We start from the raw sequence: 21,518 nt of genomic DNA, 5'->3' as shown, positions 1-21,518 counted from the left end.
AGATGGCCGAATTGACCATCAACGCCGACGACGTCCGTAATGCGTTGAACGAGTTCGCGGCGTCCTACGAACCCGGTAACGCAGAGCGCGTAGAGGTTGGTCGTGTGACCACCGCAAGTGACGGCATCGCCCGTGTTGAGGGTCTTCCCTCGGTCATGGCGAACGAGCTGCTTCGCTTCGAAGACGGCACCCTGGGCCTCGCCCAGAACCTCGACGTCCGCGAAATCGGTGTCATCATCCTCGGTGACTTCACCGGTATTGAAGAAGGCCAGGAAGTTCACCGTACCGGTGAGATCCTGTCCGTTCCGGTTGGCGACGCCTTCCTGGGCCGCGTTGTCGACCCCTTGGGCCAGCCGATCGACGACCTTGGCGAGATCAAGGCCGAAACCACCCGTGCGCTGGAACTGCAGGCACCCGGCGTGACGGAGCGCAAGTCCGTCCACGAGCCGATGCAGACCGGCCTCAAGGCAATCGACGCCATGATCCCGATCGGACGCGGCCAGCGCCAGCTGATCATCGGTGACCGCCAGACCGGCAAGACCGCCATCGCCGTGGACACCATCATCAACCAGAAGGCCAACTGGGCCTCGGGCGATGTCAACAAGCAGGTCCGCTGCGTGTACGTCGGTGTTGGCCAGAAGGCTTCCACCATCGCAGCCGTCCGTCAGACCCTCGAGGACCACGGCGCCCTGGAGTACACCACGATCGTGGCTTCTCCGGCATCCGACCCGGCAGGCTTCAAGTACCTTGCACCGTACGCCGGCTCGGCCATCGGCCAGCACTGGATGTACGGCGGCAAGCACGTCCTGGTGATCTTCGACGACCTGTCCAAGCAGGCCGAAGCCTACCGCGCCGTATCCCTGCTGCTGCGCCGTCCGCCGGGACGCGAAGCTTACCCGGGTGACGTGTTCTACTTGCACTCCCGCCTCCTCGAGCGTTGCGCAAAGCTCTCCGACGAGCTCGGTGCAGGTTCCATGACGGGTCTGCCGATCGTTGAGACCAAGGCAAACGACGTCTCCGCCTACATCCCGACCAACGTGATCTCCATTACCGATGGCCAGATCTTCCTCCAGTCGGACCTCTTCAACGCCAACCAGCGTCCCGCTGTTGACGTGGGTGTGTCCGTCTCCCGCGTGGGTGGTGCTGCACAGGTCAAGTCCATGAAGAAGGTCTCCGGTACCTTGAAGCTGGACCTGGCACAGTACCGCGACATGCAGGCCTTCGCGATGTTCGCCTCGGACCTTGACGCTGCTTCACGCCAGCAGCTCACCCGTGGCGCACGCCTGATGGAACTGCTCAAGCAGGGCCAGTACTCGCCGTTCCCGGTGGAGAACCAGGTTGTGTCCATCTGGGCAGGCACCAACGGTTACCTGGACGACGTTCCGGTTGAAGACATCAGCCGTTTCGAATCCGAGTTCCTTGAGCACCTCAAGCACCAGTCCTCCATCCTGACCACGCTGGCACAGACCAACGTCCTGGATGACGACACCGCCGCAGCCTTGAAGGAAGCCGTTGTCTCCTTCAAGAAGGGCTTCTTCGGTGAGGGCGACAACCGACTGGTTGGCGCCGGACACGAGGAGCACCAAGCGATCTCCGGCGGCGACGTCGACCAGGAAAAGATCGTCAAGCAGAAGCGCTAGTTTCGATGAACTGCCCTGCCGGGGTCCGGAAGGGCCCCGGCAGGGCAGTACGTCGGGAACTTAGGAAAGGATAAGTATGGGAGCCCAGATTCGGGTCTACCGTCAGAAGATCAGCTCGACGACGTCGATGCGCAAGATCTTCAAGGCGATGGAACTGATCGCTACCTCGCGCATCGGTAAGGCCCGCGCCCGCGTAGCAGCTTCACTGCCTTACGCGAACGCGATTACCCGTGCCGTTTCTGCTGTCGCAACTCAGAGCGAAATCGACCACCCGCTGACCACCGAGCCGGAGCAGATCCGCCGCGCCGCAGTCCTGATTGTCACATCGGACCGCGGCCTTGCAGGATCCTATTCTGCCAGCGTGCTCAAGCAGGCCGAAGGCCTCGTTGAGCTTCTCCACGCAGAGGGCAAGGAAGTCAAGTCGTACCTGGTCGGCCGCAAGGCACAGGCATACTTCGAGTTCCGCAACCGTGACTACACCCGCGTTTGGACCGGTGGAACGGATGCACCGGAATTCGAAACAGCCCAGGAAATCGGCGCTGCACTCCTCGAAGACTTCGCCACCAGCTACGAAGAGGGTGGCGTGGATGAGATCCACGTCGTCTACACCCGCTTCAAGTCCATGGTGACGCAGGAGCCCACGGTCATCCGTCTGCTCCCGCTGGAGGTCGTCGAAGAGGAAGCGGCTTCGGAGTCCGAGCTGCTGCCGCTGTACGAGTTCGAGCCGGAAACCGAGCAGGTCCTCGACGCCCTGCTTCCGCGTTACATCGAGTCCCGCATTTTCGCAGCCATGCTGCAGGCCGCTGCTTCCGAGCTTGCTGCCCGCCAGCGGGCCATGAAGTCGGCCGGTGACAACGCTACGGAACTGATCAAGAAGTACACGCGCCTTCGCAACACGGCCCGCCAGGCCGAAATTACGCAGGAGCTTTCCGAGATCGTGGCCGGCGCAGACGCCCTCGCGTCCTAGCTGGTCAGGCGCGAAGCCGCACCTGCACCAAACAGATAAACTTAACCCCACGCCATCTACTGAGTGAAGTGAGAGAGATGACTGCCACTGCTACCGAACACGTAGCAACGGCCGGTGCCACCGGCCGCATTGCCCGTGTTATTGGTCCGGTTGTCGACGTCGAATTCCCGGCTGACGCAATCCCCGAGATTTACAACGCCCTGACCACCGAGGTAACGCTCAACGGCCAGACCAAGACCATCACGTTCGAGACCTCCCAGCACCTGGGTGACAACCTCGTCCGCGCCATCTCCCTGCAGGCTACCGACGGTCTCGTCCGCGGTACCACCGTGCAGGACTCCGGTGCCCCGATCTCCGTCCCCGTCGGTGACGGTGTCAAGGGCCACATCTTCAACGTTCTCGGCAAGCCCCTGGACGTTGCTGAATCGGAGATCAAGGCTGACGCCTACTGGCCGATCCACCGCAAGGCCCCGAGCTTTGCCTCCCTCGAGGGCTCCACGGAGATGCTCGAGACCGGTATCAAGGTTATCGACCTCCTCACCCCTTACATCAAGGGTGGAAAGATTGGTCTGTTCGGCGGCGCCGGTGTGGGCAAGACCGTTCTGATCCAGGAAATGATCACCCGTGTTGCCCGTAACTTCGGTGGTACCTCGGTATTCGCCGGCGTTGGCGAGCGTACGCGTGAAGGCAACGACCTCTGGGTCGAAATGGAAGAGGCCGGCGTTCTCAAGGACACCGCCCTTGTCTTCGGCCAGATGGATGAGCCGCCGGGAACGCGTCTGCGCGTTGCCCTGTCCGCGCTCACCATGGCGGAATACTTCCGCGATGTGCAGAACCAGGACGTGCTGCTCTTCATCGACAACATCTTCCGCTTCACGCAGGCAGGTTCCGAGGTTTCCACACTGCTCGGCCGTATGCCGTCCGCAGTGGGCTACCAGCCGAACCTGGCTGACGAGATGGGTCTGCTCCAGGAGCGCATCACCTCCACCAAGGGCCACTCGATCACGTCAATGCAGGCCATTTACGTCCCTGCTGACGACTACACCGACCCGGCTCCGGCAACGACCTTCGCACACTTGGACGCCACCACGGAACTTTCCCGTGAAATCGCCTCCCGTGGTCTGTACCCGGCCGTTGACCCGCTGACGTCCACCTCCCGAATCCTGGACCCCCAGTACATCGGCAAGGACCACTACAACACGGCTGTCCGTGTGAAGCAGATCCTGCAGAAGAACAAGGAACTCCAGGACATCATCGCCATCCTTGGTGTTGACGAACTGTCCGAAGAGGACAAGATCGTCGTGTCGCGTGCACGCCGCATCCAGCAGTTCCTGTCCCAGAACACCTACACCGCCAAGCAGTTCACCGGCGTCGAAGGCTCCACCGTGTCCATCAAGGACACCGTGGAAGGCTTCACCGCCATCTGCGACGGCGAGCTGGACCACATCGCAGAGCAGGCGTTCTTCAACGTCGGTGGCCTGGATGACGTCGAGCGCAACTGGGCCAAGATCCAGGAACAGACCAAGTAATATGGCTGAGCTTGAGGTTGAGATTGTCGCAGCGGACCACTTCGTGTGGTCCGGCGCGGCCAAGATGGTGAAGGCCCGCACCAGCGATGGTGAAATCGGAATCCTGCCGGGCCACTCGCCCCTCCTGGCCATCCTGGCCGCGGGCGAGCTGGCAATCCAGCCGGTTTCCGGTGACCGTATTGCGGTAGAGGTCGACGGCGGTTTCTTCTCCGTTGACAACGATCGCGTGGTCATTGTTGCTGACAACGCCCACCTGGGCGAAGCGGCTACAGCGGGGATCCGATAGCAAGACCCAGATGGACGATTCCTTTATTCCGTTCATCGCCCTGGCAACGGCGTTTACGTTGCTGATTTTCACACTGTGCCTTTTCGGGGTGCGCCGCTTCAATCTGCGGCGCGCCCTGGGCACGGTCGACGCCTCCATTTGCACGGCTGGTCACAGCTGGCAGATGGGGGTTTGTCGTTATCAGGACAATGAACTTGAGTGGTTCCGCTTGATGTCCCTGAGCGTCATCCCCAAGCACCGGTTCAAACGCAGTTCGCTCGAATTGCTGGGCAGGCGGCAACCCACAGAAGACGAACTCGTACGGGTCCAGCCCGGTGTCGTCGTGGTCGAACTGCAGTACGAGGGCAACAAGTTCATGCTCGCCATGAACTTCGACGCTTATGCCGGCCTGTCCTCGTGGCTTGAAGCAGGGCCGGTCATCGGCGTCGGAACCTGGCGTTAGGCGCCATGGACTTCTTGTCGGACCTCAGTCTCGTAGATGGGCCGTTCCTATGGTTCAGCATCGCGTGCGGTGCAGCCGGGGCGGCCTGTTTGCTGTGGCGGCGCACGCGTTCCTGGCTGCTGGTGGTGCCGGCCTGCCTGGGTGCAGCCGTGGGCATAGTTGCGTTGGCGCATTGGCTCCTTGTTGACGTGCTCGCGGTTTTTTCGGAGGATCTTCCGTTCGAAACCCTTGTATGGTCTGTCCCTGCGGTGGCGGCCGTCCTGCTGTGTCTTGCGAAGTTTCCCCGATCCGGCTGGAAGCTCCGGTGGGCCAACGTGGCAGCCATGCTCGGCGTGGTGCTGCTCTGCGTAGTCCAGGTGAATCTGTATTTCGGGCTGAACAATACGGTTTCCGACCTCCTGGGCACGGCCGTAGCCCGAATCCAGCCGCTGGAGCCCGGCCTCCAGCGGGGGAGCGCGGCACAGGCACCGGTATCGGTTTCGACGTGGAAAACTCCTGATGCGATGCCACGCGGCGGTGTCCTTCGCAAGGCGGCCATTCCCGGCACAGTTTCCGGTTTCGCGGCACGCGAGGCCTATATTTATCTCCCGCCGGCCTATCAAACGGAACCCCGGCCCGCTTTGCCTGTACTGGTGCTCTTTTCCGGCCAGCCGGGTGGTCCGGCGGACTGGCTGACAGGAGGGCAGCTCCGGTCGCAAATGGACCGGTTTGCCGAATCGCATGGCGGCCTTGCACCGGTCACTGTGGTGGTGGACCCCAACGGTTCCGGCAGTGCCAACACCATGTGCATGGACAGCCGCATTGCCAAGGCCGGTACGTATTTGTCCCGGGATGTACCTGCTTGGATCGCAGCAACGTTGGATGTGTCCACGGACGCGGGTCAATGGAGTGTTGGCGGGTTCTCTTTCGGTGGCACGTGCGCGGTTCAGATGGGCACCAGCCATCCGGAGTTGTTTACCTCGGTGCTGGCTTTCGCCGCTGAGCAGGAGCCGGCTTTGGCTAAAGACCGGAACAAAACCATTGCCGATTCCTTCGACGGCGATGTCGCGGCCTTTGAAGCGGGAACGCCTTTGGTTCTGATGCGGGAACGGACTTACCCGGACAGCGGCATGTACCTGACGGCAGGTGTGTCGGACACCGAGTTCACCGGGTACATGCACGTCCTTGCCGATGCCGCGAGGGATGCCGGGTTCACCGTCGAGGAGCATTCCATCCCCCACGCCGGACATTCGTGGGATGCGGTAGTGCGCAGCATGCCCGGGGCGTTGTCCTTTCTTTCCTCCAGGTGGGGACTGACCAGGTGAACCTTGCGGTGAAGGGCGTCCTGGTACCGGCGATGCGGTTGACCGCCAGGCATCTTCGGGCCACTCCGCTGACGACCGCCGTGCTGATCCTGTTTGCTGCAGTTTCGATAGTGTCCGGCAGCTTCCTCTCCGGTCCGCCGGAGGCATGGCTACCGGTGGCGGGTGTCTCCCTGTCGGGATTGCGCTCGGGTCAGTGGTGGTCGCTGTGGACCTCGCTCTTCTTCACAACCAATGCGTTGGCCTTTGCCACGGCTGTCCTGATGATCCTGTTCCTCCTGGGGATTGCCGAACGGTATCTGGGTTTCCTGCGGACAGCCGTGATGTTCTTCGGTTCCCAGTTCGCCTCCGTTGCAGCTTTCCTGACGGTCACCCAAGTGGCACGCGTCGCAGACGACGGCTGGTTGTCGAGGATGGTGGACCAGCGCCTGATCGGACCCTACGGTGCGTTGATAGCCACGGCGTTGGCGGCCAGTGCCCTGATGCCCACCCTGTGGCAGCGCCGGTTGCGGACGGTCGCCTTGTCCGTGGCCATTCTCCTTGTCCTGTACATCGGCCATGCCGAAACGGTGGTGGGGCTGTTGGGCGCCCTGATCGGGCTTGGTGCCGGCTGGTGGATGCAGAGTACCCACGGGCACCTGCACCTTCACCGCTCCACGGGCAGGGAAGTGCGCAATCTGCTGGCGCTGACCATGGCGATCTTTGCCGTGGGGCCGATCCTCACGGCCGCAGCGAAGAGTCCCTCGGGTCCCTTGGCCCTGCTGCGTGATGTCATCCTCAACCCCCTGCCAACGCTGAGCCAATTGGAAGAGAGCTGCGGCGGAACCATCGATGTGGCCTGCCTGGACCTGGGCCGGCAGGGTTACACAGGTCCCTTGGGCCTTGCCTTGGCGGTGGTCCCGGTGGTCCTCCTGCTGATCTGTGCGGACGGCATGCGGCGTGGCCGGCGCTTGGCGCTGGGCATTGCCATTGCCGTGCAGTTGGTGGTGGTCGGCCTGTCGGCGGTGTACCTGGGGCTCTTCGCCCGCATGCCGCTCCCGGTTGTCCGTCCCCATGGCAGCACGCTGGGCTCCGCAGTTGCCCACGTTATTCCGTTGGTGCTCGTACCACTGGCTTTGGCGGTGCTGTTGTTTGCCTACCGTGGTCATTTCCGTGTGCGGTCATCAGGCGTACTCACCCGCAGGGTCTTCTGGCTGGTGGGCTTAACCGGCGGCGGACTGGCGCTGTTGTACTCCGTTGCGTGGTTCGCGGCCGGCGGCATGACGCGCGACGGCGGCCTGCTGGGCCTGGGTGCCGAACTCGCCCGGCAGTACCTGCCTGTTCCACTTCCTGGGGTTTACCGCAAGGTTTTCGCTGAGCGTGATGCCTTGGAAGTCTTTCTGTTCTCCTATTCAGGAACGTTCTTTTGGCTGGTGGCGCTGCTGGGGGTATGGATCCTACTGCTCCGCGGGCACCATGCCGGGGGATTGGACCACGAGGGGCGGGACCACGCCCGCGCGTTGGTGAAGAAGGGCGGGGACTCCCTGTCCTGGATGGCGCTTTGGGAACCCAACAAGTACTGGTTCAACCAGCAGGGGACAGGGTGCGTTGCATACCAGCAGCACGGCCACGTGGCCTTGACGCTGGCCGGACCGCTGGGGGATCCCGCGCACCGTGCCGTGACGATCCAAGGCTTCCTCGAATACTGCTCCCAGCATGCGCTGGTGCCATGCCTCTATTCGTGCACCGACGAGTTGTGGCCCCTGCTCAAGGGACGGGGTTTCCGCCGCGTGCCCGTGGCCCAGGAGACACGGTTGATGGTCAAGGGGCTGGAATTCCGCGGCAAGGAGTGGCAAAACGTCCGGACTGCCCTCAACCGTGCAGGCAAGATGGGGATCGCTCCGGTGTGGGGCCGGTATGGTGAACTTTCGCACAGCATCCGGACACAGATTACAGAGGTGTCCGAAGAGTGGGCCGCACAGAAACGTGTCCCCGAGATGGGCTTTACCCTCGGTGGCCTGGACGAACTGGACGATCCCGATGTCCTGGTCTGCGCCGCCGTGGATGAAGAGGGACTGGTGTACGGCGTCACCAGCTGGCTGCCCGTCTACAGCAATGGCGAGGTTGTGAGCTGGACCTTGGATTTCATGCGGCGACGGGGTGACGGCTTCCCCGGGGTCATGGAATTCCTGATTGCCTCTGCGATTCTCCATCTGCGGACATCGGTGGAGGTCATTTCCCTCTCAGGCTCGCCCCTGGCCCGGGACCAGGAGGACGGCGACCAGCGGCCGGAGGGTTTGGCGGGGATTCTGGACGTCGTGGGACAGGCATTGGAACCCGTTTATGGCTTCCGGTCCCTGGCGTCCTTCAAATCACGCTTCAAGCCCGACTACCGGACCTTGTACATGTATTACCAGGATCCCCTTGACCTTCCGGCAATGGGCCGCGCATTGACCCGGGCGTACCTCCCGGGTTTGTCCGTGCGACATTCGGCCCGGCTCCTCCGGACCTTGGTTGGTTGATTTATCAACCCATATTAAGAATGCCAACAATACGTATTTCTTCACTGTTTGTAACAGGGTTGTCGAAATATCAGACAAATCAGGCATTGCTGCTTAAAGAGTGATGGCCCCGGCGTAAGCCGGGGCCATCACTGGATGCGAAACCGGATCCGGTTTCAGCGGGTCATTCTAGACGACGGTAACGCCGGTTGCCTGGGGGCCCTTGGCACCCTGGCCGATCTCGAACTGAACACGCTGGTTCTCGTCGAGGGTCTTGAAGCCACCGGTCTGGATCTCGGAGTAGTGGACGAACACGTCCCCATCCGAGTCGTCCGGGGTGATGAAGCCGAAGCCCTTTTCAGCGTTGAACCACTTGACGGTTCCCAGTGCCATGTATTTCTCCTCATTACGAAACAGCAGTCCGATACACCTCGTACCGGCCTTGTTACTTCGCGAGAAGTTCCGGATTCCTGCCGGGGGGCGCCCGGTTGGTTTCGCAGGAGCTTCACGCTCGCAACTCGTCTTGCGAGCATGAAAACCACCTACACAAAGACTGCTACAACACTTTCATGCGGCGTGCCGCAGGTCAACGGTCTTTTAGGCAATTCGGGAAAATTTTCGGTAAAAAGAAGGTAACGTGCTGCCGGTAATTCACAAACACGCTATTGCCCCTGGTGCAGCCACTCTCCGTTGCGCATCACAGAAGTCAGGCCCAGCTCCTGGTCAGTGATGACGACGTCGGCGCGCAGCCCCCGCCGCAGGCCGCCCACCTCGTCCGAGAGGCCAAGGACAGCCGCCGGGACCGCCGTGGCGGAGCAGATGGCATCCGGGAGTGCCACCCCCGCTGCGACGGTTTTGCGGACCACCTCCAGCAGCGTTGCCGTGCCGCCCGCGATGGACCCCGTGGCATCCAGCGTTGCAACGCCATTGCTGACCGTGACGGGGGAGGGGCCGAGCATGTAGTTGCCGTCCGACAAGCCGGCTGCCGCCATGGAGTCCGTCACGAGCACGATGTTGTTGGCGCCCACCAGTTGGAAAACAGTGGCAACGGTGCTGGGATCCAGGTGGGTGTCGTCGGCGATGAGTTCCACCACGGCCTTTCCTTCCTGTGCCGTGCGCAGGCAAGCCGCCACAGGCCCCGGAGCCCGATGGTGCATCGGCGGCATTCCATTGAACAGGTGCGTGACGGTCGGAAGCGAGCTCACGCCGTCGAACCCTGCAGACTCAAGGCCCTCGCGGGCTGCGGCCAGGGACGCGGCCGCAGTGGCGTCGTCGCAGTCCGTGTGGCCCAGGGACGGCGTCACTCCGTGCGACGTCATGAGGTCCACCAGGGCCGAGGCTCCGGGGAGCTCCGGTGCGTAGGTCATGGTGGCGAGCTTCCCGGCAGCAGCTGCGACAAGTTCGTTCATGAGATCGAGGTCCGGCTCGAGCAGGAAGTCGGGATTCTGTGCACCACACCTGGCATGCGAGAGGAACGGACCCTCAAGATGGATACCGGCCACCAGCCCTTCGTCCGCCAGCTTCACAAAGAGCCCGATCCCCCGCAGGAGGTCCTCGCGCGAGGCCGTGACCATGCTGGCCAGGAAGGACGTGGTTCCGGAACGGTGCAGGAAGTCCGCAGCCTTCCGCGCAGACGCCTCGTCCCCGCCCGGAAAATCGCCGCCGTTTCCACCATGGCAGTGCACGTCCACCAGGCCCGGCAGGAGGTAGCTACCGCTGGGAACACCCAGGCGGACGGCGCTGCCGAAACCTTCGAAGGCTTCGGGATCGAAGTCCCTTGCCGGGCCGGCAAAGGCGATCCGGTCACCTTCGATGGCCAGGAGGCCGTCCTCCGTCACCACCCCGTCACTGATAAGTGTTCCGGTCAGGATTTGGTGGCTGGGCGCGGAAGAGGACACAAATCGGTCTGCGGCAGTCATGACTGTGATTCTAGTGGCCTCTGGCACAACGCCCGAAGGGCGGAATCAGAACAAGCGGGACTCGCTGTCATCCACGCCCCGCATCGCGTCATAATCCAGCGTGACGCAATCGATGCCCCGGTCGTTGGCCAGCACCTTGGCCTGGGGCTTGATCTGCTGGGCCGCGAAGATCCCGCGAACGGGTGCCAGCAGGGGATCACGGTTGAGCAGCTCCAGGTACCTGGTGAGCTGTTCCACGCCGTCAATGTCGCCGCGGCGCTTGAGTTCGATCGCCACCGTGGTGCCGTGGGCGTCGCGGGCCAGGATGTCCACCGGTCCAATGGCGGTGAAGTACTCCCGGCGGATCAGGGAGTATCCGGTGCCCAAGGTCTCAATCTGCTCGGCCAGCAGACGCTGCAGGTCGGCTTCCACGCCGTCCTTGATGAGCCCGGGGTCTGTGCCGAGTTCATGGGAAGTGTCGTGCAGCGATTCGTAGATGTTGATGATGAGCCGGTCATCCGTCTTGGCGGACTGGACAGTCCACTGTTCCACGACGCCCTCTTCCACCTCTGTTTCCTCAGGGGTGGTGACGCGCAGTGTGGCGGGCGGGCTCATCCAGTTAAGCGGCTTGTATGACCCGCCGTCCGAGTGCACCAGCACCGATCCGTCCGCCTTGACCAGCAGGAGCCTGGTAGCGAGGGGCAGGTGGGCCTTGAGGCGGCCAACATAATCAACAGAACAACGGGCTATGACAAGTCGCACCCGCCCCACATTACCGCTTGGCGGTGGTGGGCTGGGGCAGAATGGAGGTATGCCCCGCTCCAACCGCCCCCGCCGCAGCCCCTCCAGCGCGCGGTCCGGCAAGTCCGCGGGCAAGTGGACGGACCCGGTTCCGGAGCTGGACCTGGAGCGTGCCAGGGCGGGGATTGCCCGGCGCGAAAGCGCGCCTGACGGGGACTGGATGGTGCGCACCATGACGGCCCGCCAGGCGGAAAAACAGTACATCTGCCCGGGTTGTTCCACTGCGATCATGCCGGGCATTGCGCATCTGGTGGTGTGGAACGACAGCCACCTGTTCGGCCAGGCTGCGGGGTTGGCAGAGCGGCGGCACTGGCACACCAACTGCTGGACGTCCCGGACCTACCGCTACCGCTGATTCGCTTAGGCTTGGGTGCATGACTTTCGACCCTGCCTCCTTTGTTTTCACCCAGCCGGATGTCCCCGCGGAGATCAGGGCATCCACCGTGCTGCCGGCACGCCGCGAAAACATCGAGTTCACCACCGAAGACGGAAAGGTCCTTGTGGGGGAGTTGGCAGTGCCTGAGTCGGGAGACATCGCGGCGACGCTGATCACCCTCCATCCGCTGCCGACCCACGGCGGCTTCATGGACTCGCATGTGTACCGCAAGGCGTCCTACCGCCTGCCTGCCCTGGCCGGGGTTGCAGTACTGAGATTCAATACGCGCGGTACCCACTCGCCCCGGGGAACCAGCCAGGGGGTGTTCGAAGAAGGCGTGGGAGAACGGTACGACGTTGAAGCGGCAGTCCGCTTCGCCGTCGACCGCGGGCTGCCCAACCGCTGGTTGGTGGGATGGTCATTCGGCACCGAACTGGCCCTCATGTACGGCGCAACGGAGCCGGTGGCGCCGGCGGTCGAAGGCGCCGTCCTGTTGTCACCGCCGCTGCACCGCGCAACCGATGTGCACCTGAAAGAGTGGGCGGCGTCAGGCAAGCCGCTCACGGTCCTGGTGCCGGAGCATGACGACTACCTGCAGCCTGCCGAAGCAGCCCGGCGTTTCAGCCTCGTACCCCAGGCCCGGCTTGTCGGCGTCGACGGCGCCAAGCATCTTTGGGTGGGCGAGAAGTACGCGGCGCGCGTCCTGGATGAGATCGTCGACGACGTCACTGAGGCGGGCGCGGGCGTGGACGGCCTGCCGCGGGTCTGGGCGGGGCCGGTAGCGGGAGCTTAGTGCCGGTCCTGCCGCGCGATGAAGACTTCCTTGATGAGCAGCATGATGGCAGCTGCCGTGGGAATGGCGATCAACGCGCCAAGCACGCCCAGCAGGCTGCCTCCTGCGATCACCGAGATCACGGCGACAGCTCCTGGCACAGCCACGGCGCGTTGCATGATGCGCGGTGAAATGAAGTAGGCCTCGAACTGGAGGTAGGCGAAGTAGGCGATCGCGTAAATGACCGCGGTCTGCCAGCCTGCGGTCAGTGCCACCAGGATGACCACGACCCCGGCGATCAAGCCGCCCACGAGCGGAATAAACGCCAGCAGTGCCACGACGAAGGCCAGCAGCACGCTGAAAGGTATGCCGAGGATGCTCATGACGATGAACGCGAAGAAAGCATTGAGCAGGGCAACGCAGGCCTGCCCGATCACATAGTTGCCAACCGAGTCCGTGATGGCCTCGGACAGGGCTTCCACCCGTGGCCGGCGTGAGCGCGGGGCCAGCCTGTACGCCCACTTCTTCATGGATGGCAGCGCGGCAAGGAAGTACAGGCTCAACACCAGGACGATCAGCGTGCCGAACAGGCCGTTGGCGACGGTGGAACCGAAACCCACCACGCCGCCGAAGATGCCGCCCATGGCTTCGGGGTCCTTGACGAATTTGTCCAGTTCAGTGGTGATGCGGTCGCGGACGCCGAACTGGGAGTCTACAGTCCGGAAGAAGTCGGAGTCGAGGAAGCTGCGGATCCAATCAGGGGCCTGCCGGACGATTTCCGAGACCTGCTCCACGATCGTGGGAATAAGCGTTGCGAAGAACCCGGCCACGGCCAGGACCAGGACTGTCAGCGAGATCAGGATGCCTGCAGGGCGGGGGAACTTCCGCGTTTCCAACCACCGGACCACGGGGTCCAGGCCCAGGGCGATGAACAAGGCGGCGACGATCCACAAGAGCAGCTGGGTGGTGTTGCTGGCGATATAGAACACCAGCAGGGCAACACCCACCCCGGCAGTGCCCATAAAGCCCACATACAGCGGATGCTGGGAGGACATCCGCGGCCCGGGGGCTCCGAAGCCGTGGTCGTCGTCCGTGCCGGTTGCCTCCAGGGAGGTGCCGGCCTCTTCTTCAGGGGGCATTTCGAAGCGGACCCTGGTCCTGGCACCGGGAATGGGTTGCCGGAGACGGCGGGCCAAGGCAGCCATGCGGCCGGTGCGGACCGGGACCGTTGCGGAGGTCCCGTCCACGGGCGCATTCTCCGCAGTTGATCCCGGCTCTTCGACGGGTTGGGACTCCATGTGGTCTTTCACGCGGTTATGCTGCCTTTTCTACGCGGATGCTTGCCGATACTGGCGGTTGCTTGCCCCGATATCATGATCATCGCCACACTATCAGGAGCCCGTAATCGCCCTCTGTCGGCGCCATTACGGGGTTTTCGGCGTGTCCGTGCTTTTCCGCCGATCTGACTCTTTGATAACAAAACGGTTACCCTTGAAGTTCAACGACCGCTGATGATAGGTGATTCTGTGCGTTTGAAGACTGCAGCCTTGCTGGTGCTGCTGGGCCTGCTGACGATGCTGGCCGGCATTGGCCAGCTGACCTTCTGGGCTCCCGCTGAGACTGTAACGGCCTCTACGCCCGGTGACACCAAGGCGTCCCCGCTGACGGTGATCGACCAGGAGCTGATTGCCCGGCATGACGGGCCGGTAAAGATCAAGATCCAGGGCGAAGGCAATTTCATTGTTGCCACCGGCCGTCCCGGTGATGTGGACGCCTGGGTAGGCAACACTGCCCACACCACCGTCAAGGGCGTGTCCGAAGACCAGAAGTCCCTGGAAGTGGAGTCTGCTGACGGTGAACCGACGGCACCGTCGCCGGTTGGCTCTGACCTTTGGGTCAACACGGAGGACGCCAGCGGCGAGCTTGACTACACATGGAACCCACCTGCCGAGGGCGAGTGGTCCCTGCTGGTGGCCAGCGACGGAACCCAGCCCGCGCCGTCGTCGATTTCCATGACGTTCCCCAACAACGCAACCACCCCCTGGGCCGTGCCCCTGATCGTGCTCGGCATCATCATCATCCTGGTAGGCGCTGCCCTTCCGTTCGTCGCCAAGGCGATCAGCAACCGCCGGCATGACGATGACACGCACGGCGGCGGCGAGGGACAGACTACGGCGCTGCCAGTGACCCCGGCCGACGACGCCGCCAAGCGCCGCGGTGCAGGTGCCGAAGGTTCCACGCTCCGGATCAGTGCCGTAGCAGCGGCGACTGTTGCGGTCCTCGTGGGCGGTACCGCGGTGGCGGCCCACGCGACCACTACCCCCAGCCCATCTGCCTCGGCGAGTGCCGGGGACGACGCTGCCCGTCCGGTCATGCTCGAATCGCAGCTGCAGCGCATCCTTGAGCAGGTGGCCAGCACCGTTGACGCCGCCGATGCCGCCAAGGACGCAGCCAAGCTTGCACCCCGCGTGGACAAGATGGAGCTTGAGGTCCGGACGCAGAACTACAAGATCCGTTCGGCGGTTTCGGCCTACGAGGCCCGCATGCCGGTACGTGCCACCAAGCTGCAGAGCAGCGTCATCAGCACCAAGACAGACTGGCCGCGCACGGTCTTCGCCCTCACGCAGGGTGACGGAAACGTCGTTCCGCAGGTTTTGACGCTGGTCCAGTTGTCGCCGCGCGAAAACTACAAGCTGTGGGGCACTGCTCCGCTGCAGCCGGGAACCAACTTCCCGTCCTTCCCGGTCCCGCGCGACGGAACCGCCCCGGTGTCGGCTGATGACAAGACCGGACTGGCCTACAGCGGCAACGAGGCACTGGGGATACTCGGTGAAATGCTGACGACTCCCGATTCGCCCAACCGGAGCAAGCTGGCCGATGGCCAGTCGTCGCCCTACATTGCCGGTGCGCTGACTTACCAGGCAGACACAGTGAAGAACGGCACCAGCGCCAACTTCAAGTTCTCGCACACGCCCGTCATCAACCAGACAGTTGTTCTGCGCACAGCCGATGGCGGCGCCCTGGTGGTAGGACGCCTGAACTTCGCATTCGAAGGCACCCCGAAGGCCGCCGGTGACAAGCTGATCCTTGAAGACGACTCAGCGGTCTTTGCCGGTGGCAAGGAAACCACTACGGGCATGGTGCTCAACTTTGCAGAGTCGGTGGCCATCTACATTCCGCCGGCAGGTTCCAGTGATCCCATGAAGCTCGTGGCGGCCACGCGTGGACTGGTAGGGGCCAGCTTCAAGTAAGCCACGGCCTGTGCACGGCAGCGGCTAGAGTGGACGGTATGAGTTCGCCCGGATACCGACCCACTCCAGCCGCTGCCAGCCAGCTCAACCTTCGTGGCGCCGTCGACCTCTCGTCGCTGCGCCGTCCGGCCCCTGCCCAGCCGCCCACGCCGCAAGCCCCGGGTGATCCCGGCGCGCCCGCCGGCGGTGAGGCGCCAGGCGCCCCGCTCCGCGTGGATGCCACGGAAACCAACTTCCAGGACCTGGTGCAGTTGTCCGCCCAGATCCCCGTGCTGTTCCTGCTCTGGTCGCGCTACGCGGCTGAATCACCCGCCGTGCTCGATGCCGCAGAACGGGTAGTGAACAGCTATCACGGCCGGCTGGTGCTTGCGGCGGCAGATGTCGACGCTTTCCCGCAGCTCGCCCAGGCATTCCAGGTGCAGGCAGTCCCCACAGCCGTTGCAGTGGTCAAGGGCCAGCCCGTTCCGCTGTTCCAGGGCCCGGCTGACGACGAACAGATCCGCAGCCTTGTGGAAGAACTCCTGAAGGTCGCTGCCGCCAACGGCGTCACCGGAACCATCGGCGATGCTCCGCAGGAGGGCGAGGCCGGAACCGCACCGCTTCCCCCACTTCACCAGGCCGCCGTGGATGCCATCGAGGCAGGCGATTACGAGGCCGCAAAAGCCGCTTACAAGCAGGCCCTGCTTGAACAACCCGCCGATGCTGATGCCAAGGCCGGCCTGGCGCAGGTGGAGCTCATGGCCCGCCTGGAGAAGCTCACAGCACCGGAGGCGGAAAACCTGCGGACCATGGCGGCCGAGGAACCTGACAACCTCGACGCCCAGCTCATGGTGGCGGACCTTGATCTGTCCGGGGGGCACATCGAGGACGCTTTCCAGCGCATTATCTCCTTTATTGGCAGGAATTTCGGTCCCGAACGGGAGACTGCACGGGTACGGCTGCTGGAGCTTTTCGAGGTCGTGGGTACGTCCGATGACAGGGTGGCGAAGGCGCGGCAGGGGCTGGCGAGGGTCCTCTTCTAGTGCCGTCCGCCCTCTTTGCCCCGCTCCAGCTCCGTTCCCTTGCCATTGCGCACCGTGGCTGGGTTTCGCCCATGTGCCAGTACAGCTGCGGCCCGGAAACGGGGGAGGGGGTTCCCCATGACTGGCATCTCATGCATTTGGGTTCGTTCGCTGCAGGTGGTGCTGCCCTGATCCTCACCGAAGCCGCGGCGGTCAACGCGGCCGGGCGGATCAGCCCGAGGGATGCCGGGCTGTATTCGGATGCGCAGGCAGAGGCCTGGCAACGCATCGTCGGCTTCGTGCACAGCAACGGCGCCGTGGACTGCAGGATCGGTGTCCAGCTGGCGCATGCCGGCCGCAAGGCCTCCACGTACTGGCCGTTCGCTGAACGCTCCGGTTCGGTTCCGGAGTCCGACGGCGGTTGGCCCACCGTGGGTCCTTCCGCCGGGTCCTACGAGGGCTACGCAGCACCCGTGGCCATGACCGAAGCGGACATTCGTGGTGTGATCAGCGACTTTGCCGCCGCTGCCGCCCGCGCAGTGGAGGCCGGCTTCGACACCGTGGAAATCCATGGCGCCCACGGGTATCTGCTCCACCAGTTCCAGAGTCCCCTCATCAACACCCGGACGGATGACTGGGGCGGCAGTGAGGGCAACCGGAACAGGCTCATGCTGGAAGTCATTGACGCTGTCCGTGCTGCCATACCGGACTCCATGCCGCTGCTGCTGAGGATTTCGGCGTCGGACTGGGCAGAAGGGGGCGTGGACCTGGATGCCTCCGTCCGGCTCGCCAAGGAGGCCGCCGGGCGGGGCGTGGACCTGGTGGACGTATCAAGCGGAGGAGCAGTGGCCCACCAGTCGATCCGTCCCGCTCCCGGGTACCAGGCGGGCTTCGCGGAGACCGTCAAGCGTGAGGCCGGTGTTCCCACCGGGGCTGTCGGACTTCTGACTACTCCGGCGCAGGCTGAAGATATTGTGGCCAACGGCCGTGCAGATGCAGTCTTCATGGCCCGGGCAGCGTTGCGGGATCCCCATTGGTGGTTGCGGGCTGCCCACGAACTGGGACACGACATTCCCTGGGCTCCGCAGTACCAACGGGCCAAGCCACGCCATAGTTTTTAGGCCGCCCACCGCGCGCCCGCAGCACGGCTAGGCTGGTGCCATGACGGAACCAAGCCACGAGCCCGAGCCCGCCCAACCGCCCACCGGCCCCGCATCCTACGTCCCCCAGGACGGCTCCCTTGCCGGGCCCGCGGCTCTTTCGATCAGGGGCCTGGCCAAGAGGTTTGGGCAGAAGATCGCCGTCGATGGCGTCAGCCTCGAGGTACCGGCCGGTTCTTTCTACGGCATGGTGGGTCCCAACGGCGCAGGCAAGACCACCACGCTGTCCATGGCCACCGGCCTGCTGCGGCCCGACTTCGGAACGGCGCTGGTTCACGGTGTGGACGTCTGGCGCGAACCTCTCGCCGCCAAGAAGCTCATGGGTGTGCTGCCGGACGGCGTACGCCTGTTCGACCGGCTGACGGGCGAGCAACTCATCACGTATTCGGGGCTCCTGCGCGGCATGGAGCGCGACGTCGTCGCCTCACGGGTGGGCGAACTCCTGGCTGCCTTGGACCTTGAAGCCGATGCGGGCTCGCTGGTGGTCGACTATTCGGCGGGCATGACCAAGAAGATCGCTTTGGCCTCGGCCCTGATCCATGCGCCACGGCTCCTTGTCCTGGATGAGCCGTTCGAGTCGGTGGATCCGGTCTCTGCTGCCAACATCCGCGGCATCCTCGAGAGCTATGTGGCATCCGGTGGCACGGTCATCGTCTCAAGCCACGTCATGGACCTGGTCCAGCGCATGTGCAGCCACGTGGCCGTGGTGGCCGCCGGGCGGGTTTTGGCGGCAGGTACTGTCGAGGAGGTCCGCGGCGGTTCGACCCTGGAGGAACGCTTTGTCCAGCTGGTAGGCGGGGGACACCGGACGGAAGGACTGGAATGGTTGCGCACCTTCTGAGCCTGAAGTGGCGTCTCCTGCTGAATGGCTTCAAACGGAGCCCTTTGCAGTTGATCGGCATAGGGCTGGGCCTCCTGTATGCCCTGGGCATGCTGTCCCTTGTCATCGGCGGCCTGGTGGCACTGCGTTGGGCTGATGCCGGCGTTGCCCAGACCGTCGTGGTGCTCGGCGGTGCCGCGACTGTGCTGGGTTGGGCCATTATCCCGCTCGTCGCCTCAGCTGCGGACATGACCCTTGATCCTTCCCGTTTCACCGGGTTTGCCGTGCCGCCCCGGCAGCTCCTGGCGGGCCTGGCACTGTCCGGCTTCATCGGCGTCCCCGGAATCGCCACGTTGCTCGCAGCCCTGGGTACTGCAGGCACCTGGTGGCGAAGCGTCCCTGCCGTGGCAGGAGCATTGCTTGGCGCGCTGCTGGGTGCCCTGACATGTGTTGTCCTGTCCAAAGTCGTCACCACGGCCACTGCCGGGCTGGCTTCGTCACGGCGCTTCAAGGATGTCAGCAGCATCGTGGTATTCATCCCGCTGATGCTCATGGGACCGATCATGGTGGGGATCATTGACGGCGTGCGGGGCAGCGCCGATTACTTACCCGTGCTCGCGCGGACAGTCGCATGGACGCCGCTTGGTGCCGCCTGGTCCCTCGGAGGCTCGCTGGATGCCGGGGATTACTCGGGCGCGGGGCTCAAGGCGCTTATTGCCGCCGGCACCATCGCGGTCCTTCTCTGGTGCTGGCACCTGCTCCTGCAGCGTGCCCTGGTCACTCCGCCCTACTCCGGAGGCTCTTCGAAGAGGGGTGGGAAACCCGGCCTCTTCGGCGTTTTGCCTGCTACTCCGGCAGGCGCGGTGGCCGCACGGGCGTTGATTTATTGGCTGAAGGATCCCCGCTATGCCGGGTCCCTGGTAGTGGTTCCGCTGTTGCCGGTGATCTTTTTCTTCGCAGGATCGCAGGAAGGCAGCTACGGCACCCTGATGATCCTGGGGCCCCTGACGGCGTTCATCATGGCCTGGGCCATTTGCGCCGACGTTTCCTACGACAACACCGCTTTTGCCCTCCACCTGGCAGCCGGAGTGCGCGGTATCGATGACAGGCTGGGCAGGGCCTTGGCATGCATGGCTATATCGTTGCCGGTTGTTGTGGTCTTCACTGTGGGACCGCTGTTCGTCACCGGTTCCTGGGAGTGGCTGCCGAACCTGCTCGGCTTGTCACTGGGAACGCTCTTTACTGGACTGGGGTTGTCCTCGGTGCTCTCGGCACGCTACAACATAGCTGTTCCCCTGCCGGGGGACAGCCCGTTCAAGAAGCCTCCGGGGAACGTGGCCCAGACGCTGGCGGTGCAGGCCATAGGCATGGGCGTGCTGGCGGTCCTGCTGATACCGGAGCTGGCTTTCGTGGCAGTGCAGCTCTTTGCCGGCAGCCCGGAAGCCGGCTGGATCAACCTGGCGGTGGGGCCGGTGCTGGGCACCGTGCTGTTCGTTGCAGGAGTTCGCCTGGGCGGAAAATGGCTGGATGCGCGTGGGCCGGAAATGTTCGCGCAGCTCAGCGTGAACCGCTGAATCCGTAACAATAGTGCATAGGTCGGACATGGGATAACCTCGCACTGAGCTCATTTTTACTAGGAAGGCCGTAGACGATGGAAGTTGTTATTCTCCCCGGTACCAAGCAGATCGGGGCCCTGGCGGCCGATGCCATCGAGGCCTTGGTCCGTCGAAAGCCCAACGCCGTGCTGGGCCTTGCCACGGGCTCTTCCCCCCTCCCCATCTACGATGAGCTGGCTCGACGGTACGAGGCCGGCGGCCTGGACTTCAGCCAAGCGCATGGCTTTGCGCTGGATGAATATGTTGGCCTGGAAACAGGGCATCCGGAGTCCTACCGTGAGGTCATTCGGCGTGAGTTCACCAACCGAGTCAACATCAAGCCGGAAAACGTCCACGGCCCCGATGGTGCAGCCGAGGATCTCGAAGCGGCATGCCAGGCGTACGAGGACGCAATAAAGGCCGTCGGCGGCGTGGACCTGCAGATTCTGGGTGTTGGTACGGACGGGCACATCGGCTTCAACGAGCCCGGTTCTTCGCTGGCATCGCGGACGCGCATCAAGACCCTGATCGAGCAGACCCGCAAGGACAACGCCCGTTTCTTCGACTCCATTGACGATGTACCCCACCATGTCGTTACGCAGGGGCTGGGCACCATCATGGATGCCCGGCACGTGATCCTGGTAGCGACGGGAGCTCAGAAGGCCCAGGCTGTCAGGGATTTCGTCGAAGGTCCGGTCGCGGCAATCTGTGCCGCTTCCATCCTGCAGATGCACCCGCACGCGACGATTCTGGTGGACGAAGCCGCCGCATCCTCGCTCAAGCTGGCCGATTACTACCGCCACACCTACGACAACAAGCCGGAGTGGCAGGGGCTGTAGACGGTAGGATGGATGCCATGACTACGCTTCCTCCGGATCCATTCGAGAACGACCCCATGCGCGAGCTTTCCGGAGCCGGAACGTCCACCGCCACCATTGAGCGCGAAGAGACGCGCCAGGAAGTGGAGCCCGGCGACCGTGAGCGCTTTGCGCACTACGTGCGCAAGGAAAAGATCATGGAGTCGGCCATGACCGGCGAGCCTGTAATTGCGCTCTGCGGCAAGGTCTGGACCCCGGGGCGGGATCCCAAGAAATTCCCGGTCTGCCCGGAATGCAAGGAGATCTACGAAGGCCTCCGTCCCGGTGACGACGGCGGAAACAGCGGCCCGGGCAACTCCAAGTAGTGGGTGGGGAGAACAA

20 protein-coding genes are annotated in these 21,518 nt (G+C 63.7%); 16 read left to right on the top strand and 4 right to left on the bottom strand.

What is annotated here, in order from left to right; translation table 11 throughout:
• The first annotated feature begins 2 nt into the window (after positions 1 to 2).
• The 7 genes from atpA to ACUYMZ_RS13400 all read left to right on the top strand — a co-directional run bounded on the left by atpA (position 3) and on the right by ACUYMZ_RS13400 (position 8,666).
• Positions 3 to 1,640, top strand: coding sequence for a F0F1 ATP synthase subunit alpha (gene atpA, locus ACUYMZ_RS13430; RefSeq protein ID WP_426007570.1), 1,638 nt, complete (start codon positions 3 to 5; stop codon positions 1,638 to 1,640).
• A gap of 76 nt (positions 1,641 to 1,716) precedes the next feature.
• A complete protein-coding gene (locus tag ACUYMZ_RS13425) occupies positions 1,717 to 2,607 on the top strand; it encodes a F0F1 ATP synthase subunit gamma (protein WP_426003213.1) in 891 nt (296 codons plus the stop codon).
• Between the two features lie 77 nt (positions 2,608 to 2,684).
• Positions 2,685 to 4,136, top strand: a complete 1,452-nt coding sequence (gene atpD / locus ACUYMZ_RS13420) for a F0F1 ATP synthase subunit beta (protein ID WP_426003212.1) — start codon at positions 2,685 to 2,687, stop codon at positions 4,134 to 4,136.
• Position 4,137: 1 nt separating this feature from the next.
• Positions 4,138 to 4,422: a F0F1 ATP synthase subunit epsilon gene (locus tag ACUYMZ_RS13415; RefSeq protein WP_364158459.1), complete on the top strand. Its 285-nt coding sequence runs from the start codon at positions 4,138 to 4,140 to the stop codon at positions 4,420 to 4,422.
• 10 nt (positions 4,423 to 4,432) lie between these two features.
• Positions 4,433 to 4,864 carry a DUF2550 domain-containing protein gene (locus ACUYMZ_RS13410; RefSeq protein WP_426003211.1) on the top strand — a complete coding sequence of 144 codons (432 nt, stop codon included), beginning with the start codon at positions 4,433 to 4,435 and terminating at the stop codon, positions 4,862 to 4,864.
• Positions 4,865 to 4,869: 5 nt separating this feature from the next.
• Positions 4,870 to 6,168: an alpha/beta hydrolase gene (locus tag ACUYMZ_RS13405; protein WP_481603809.1), complete on the top strand. Its 1,299-nt coding sequence runs from the start codon at positions 4,870 to 4,872 to the stop codon at positions 6,166 to 6,168.
• 32 nt (positions 6,169 to 6,200) lie between these two features.
• The gene (locus tag ACUYMZ_RS13400) at positions 6,201 to 8,666 is read left to right on the top strand and encodes a phosphatidylglycerol lysyltransferase domain-containing protein (protein WP_481605890.1); all 2,466 of its coding nucleotides are present in this window, start codon (positions 6,201 to 6,203) and stop codon (positions 8,664 to 8,666) included.
• 168 nt (positions 8,667 to 8,834) lie between these two features.
• Here ACUYMZ_RS13400 and ACUYMZ_RS13395 read toward each other — a convergent pair whose 3' ends face one another.
• The 3 genes from ACUYMZ_RS13395 to nucS form a co-directional block, all read right to left on the bottom strand.
• The gene (locus ACUYMZ_RS13395; RefSeq protein ID WP_018776337.1) at positions 8,835 to 9,038 is read right to left on the bottom strand and encodes a cold-shock protein; all 204 of its coding nucleotides are present in this window, start codon (positions 9,036 to 9,038) and stop codon (positions 8,835 to 8,837) included.
• Between the two features lie 269 nt (positions 9,039 to 9,307).
• On the bottom strand, positions 9,308 to 10,564 hold the full coding sequence (locus ACUYMZ_RS13390) for an N-acetylglucosamine-6-phosphate deacetylase (protein ID WP_481603806.1): 1,257 nt from the start codon (positions 10,562 to 10,564) through the stop codon (positions 9,308 to 9,310).
• Between the two features lie 45 nt (positions 10,565 to 10,609).
• Positions 10,610 to 11,305, bottom strand: a complete 696-nt coding sequence (nucS, locus tag ACUYMZ_RS13385; protein ID WP_426003205.1) for an endonuclease NucS — start codon at positions 11,303 to 11,305, stop codon at positions 10,610 to 10,612.
• 49 nt (positions 11,306 to 11,354) lie between these two features.
• On the opposite strand from nucS, the gene ACUYMZ_RS13380 reads away from it, so the two are divergent.
• A complete protein-coding gene (locus ACUYMZ_RS13380) occupies positions 11,355 to 11,699 on the top strand; it encodes an ATP/GTP-binding protein (RefSeq protein ID WP_426003204.1) in 345 nt (114 codons plus the stop codon).
• 19 nt (positions 11,700 to 11,718) lie between these two features.
• Positions 11,719 to 12,513, top strand: a complete 795-nt coding sequence (locus ACUYMZ_RS13375) for an alpha/beta hydrolase (RefSeq protein ID WP_442423580.1) — start codon at positions 11,719 to 11,721, stop codon at positions 12,511 to 12,513.
• On the opposite strand, the gene ACUYMZ_RS13370 is transcribed toward ACUYMZ_RS13375, so the two are convergent.
• Positions 12,510 to 13,802: an AI-2E family transporter gene (locus ACUYMZ_RS13370; protein WP_442423581.1), complete on the bottom strand. Its 1,293-nt coding sequence runs from the start codon at positions 13,800 to 13,802 to the stop codon at positions 12,510 to 12,512. The two genes, ACUYMZ_RS13375 and ACUYMZ_RS13370, sit on opposite strands and share 4 nt — an antisense overlap.
• A gap of 201 nt (positions 13,803 to 14,003) precedes the next feature.
• On the opposite strand from ACUYMZ_RS13370, the gene ACUYMZ_RS13365 reads away from it, so the two are divergent.
• From ACUYMZ_RS13365 to ACUYMZ_RS13335, 7 genes are all read left to right on the top strand, one after another.
• A complete protein-coding gene (locus ACUYMZ_RS13365) occupies positions 14,004 to 15,743 on the top strand; it encodes a DUF8094 domain-containing protein (protein WP_481603803.1) in 1,740 nt (579 codons plus the stop codon).
• A gap of 38 nt (positions 15,744 to 15,781) precedes the next feature.
• On the top strand, positions 15,782 to 16,765 hold the full coding sequence (locus ACUYMZ_RS13360; protein ID WP_442423583.1) for a tetratricopeptide repeat protein: 984 nt from the start codon (positions 15,782 to 15,784) through the stop codon (positions 16,763 to 16,765).
• Entirely contained in the window at positions 16,765 to 17,865 is a 1,101-nt protein-coding gene (locus ACUYMZ_RS13355) for an NADH:flavin oxidoreductase/NADH oxidase (RefSeq protein WP_426003197.1), read from the top strand. The genes ACUYMZ_RS13360 and ACUYMZ_RS13355 overlap by 1 nt, the downstream gene beginning before the upstream one ends.
• A 40-nt stretch (positions 17,866 to 17,905) precedes the next feature.
• Complete coding sequence (locus tag ACUYMZ_RS13350; protein WP_426003195.1) at positions 17,906 to 18,745, top strand: ABC transporter ATP-binding protein; 840 nt, start codon at positions 17,906 to 17,908, stop codon at positions 18,743 to 18,745.
• Positions 18,727 to 20,298, top strand: a complete 1,572-nt coding sequence (locus ACUYMZ_RS13345) for a transporter (RefSeq protein ID WP_481603800.1) — start codon at positions 18,727 to 18,729, stop codon at positions 20,296 to 20,298. The genes ACUYMZ_RS13350 and ACUYMZ_RS13345 overlap by 19 nt, the downstream gene beginning before the upstream one ends.
• A 77-nt stretch (positions 20,299 to 20,375) precedes the next feature.
• Positions 20,376 to 21,158: a glucosamine-6-phosphate deaminase gene (nagB, locus tag ACUYMZ_RS13340; protein ID WP_426003192.1), complete on the top strand. Its 783-nt coding sequence runs from the start codon at positions 20,376 to 20,378 to the stop codon at positions 21,156 to 21,158.
• 8 nt (positions 21,159 to 21,166) lie between these two features.
• Positions 21,167 to 21,502 (top strand): DUF3039 domain-containing protein, encoded by a 336-nt coding sequence (locus tag ACUYMZ_RS13335; protein ID WP_426003190.1) that lies wholly within the window; start codon positions 21,167 to 21,169, stop codon positions 21,500 to 21,502.
• Positions 21,503 to 21,518 lie beyond the last annotated feature (16 nt).

It is taken from the genome of Arthrobacter sp. T572 (assembly GCF_056780115.1).
Note: the sequence above shows the minus strand (reverse complement) of the source record. Positions and strands in the feature narration are given on the sequence as shown.

What these genes read in the sequence shown, in the direction of transcription:
- ACUYMZ_RS13380 (WP_426003204.1), top strand. Translation starts at nt 11,355, where the DNA reads ATGCCCCGCTCCAACCGCCCCCGCCGCAGCCCCTCCAGCGCGCGGTCC.
- ACUYMZ_RS13395 (WP_018776337.1), bottom strand. Translation starts at nt 9,038, where the DNA reads ATGGCACTGGGAACCGTCAAGTGGTTCAACGCTGAAAAGGGCTTCGGC.
- ACUYMZ_RS13415 (WP_364158459.1), top strand. Translation starts at nt 4,138, where the DNA reads ATGGCTGAGCTTGAGGTTGAGATTGTCGCAGCGGACCACTTCGTGTGG.
- ACUYMZ_RS13410 (WP_426003211.1), top strand. Translation starts at nt 4,433, where the DNA reads ATGGACGATTCCTTTATTCCGTTCATCGCCCTGGCAACGGCGTTTACG.
- ACUYMZ_RS13390 (WP_481603806.1), bottom strand. Translation starts at nt 10,564, where the DNA reads ATGACTGCCGCAGACCGATTTGTGTCCTCTTCCGCGCCCAGCCACCAA.
- atpD (WP_426003212.1), top strand. Translation starts at nt 2,685, where the DNA reads ATGACTGCCACTGCTACCGAACACGTAGCAACGGCCGGTGCCACCGGC.
- ACUYMZ_RS13400 (WP_481605890.1), top strand. Translation starts at nt 6,201, where the DNA reads ATGCGGTTGACCGCCAGGCATCTTCGGGCCACTCCGCTGACGACCGCC.
- ACUYMZ_RS13375 (WP_442423580.1), top strand. Translation starts at nt 11,719, where the DNA reads ATGACTTTCGACCCTGCCTCCTTTGTTTTCACCCAGCCGGATGTCCCC.
- ACUYMZ_RS13360 (WP_442423583.1), top strand. Translation starts at nt 15,782, where the DNA reads ATGAGTTCGCCCGGATACCGACCCACTCCAGCCGCTGCCAGCCAGCTC.
- ACUYMZ_RS13405 (WP_481603809.1), top strand. Translation starts at nt 4,870, where the DNA reads ATGGACTTCTTGTCGGACCTCAGTCTCGTAGATGGGCCGTTCCTATGG.
- atpA (WP_426007570.1), top strand. Translation starts at nt 3, where the DNA reads ATGGCCGAATTGACCATCAACGCCGACGACGTCCGTAATGCGTTGAAC.
- ACUYMZ_RS13365 (WP_481603803.1), top strand. Translation starts at nt 14,004, where the DNA reads ATGATAGGTGATTCTGTGCGTTTGAAGACTGCAGCCTTGCTGGTGCTG.
- ACUYMZ_RS13425 (WP_426003213.1), top strand. Translation starts at nt 1,717, where the DNA reads ATGGGAGCCCAGATTCGGGTCTACCGTCAGAAGATCAGCTCGACGACG.
- nagB (WP_426003192.1), top strand. Translation starts at nt 20,376, where the DNA reads ATGGAAGTTGTTATTCTCCCCGGTACCAAGCAGATCGGGGCCCTGGCG.
- ACUYMZ_RS13335 (WP_426003190.1), top strand. Translation starts at nt 21,167, where the DNA reads ATGGATGCCATGACTACGCTTCCTCCGGATCCATTCGAGAACGACCCC.
- ACUYMZ_RS13345 (WP_481603800.1), top strand. Translation starts at nt 18,727, where the DNA reads ATGGTTGCGCACCTTCTGAGCCTGAAGTGGCGTCTCCTGCTGAATGGC.
- ACUYMZ_RS13350 (WP_426003195.1), top strand. Translation starts at nt 17,906, where the DNA reads ATGACGGAACCAAGCCACGAGCCCGAGCCCGCCCAACCGCCCACCGGC.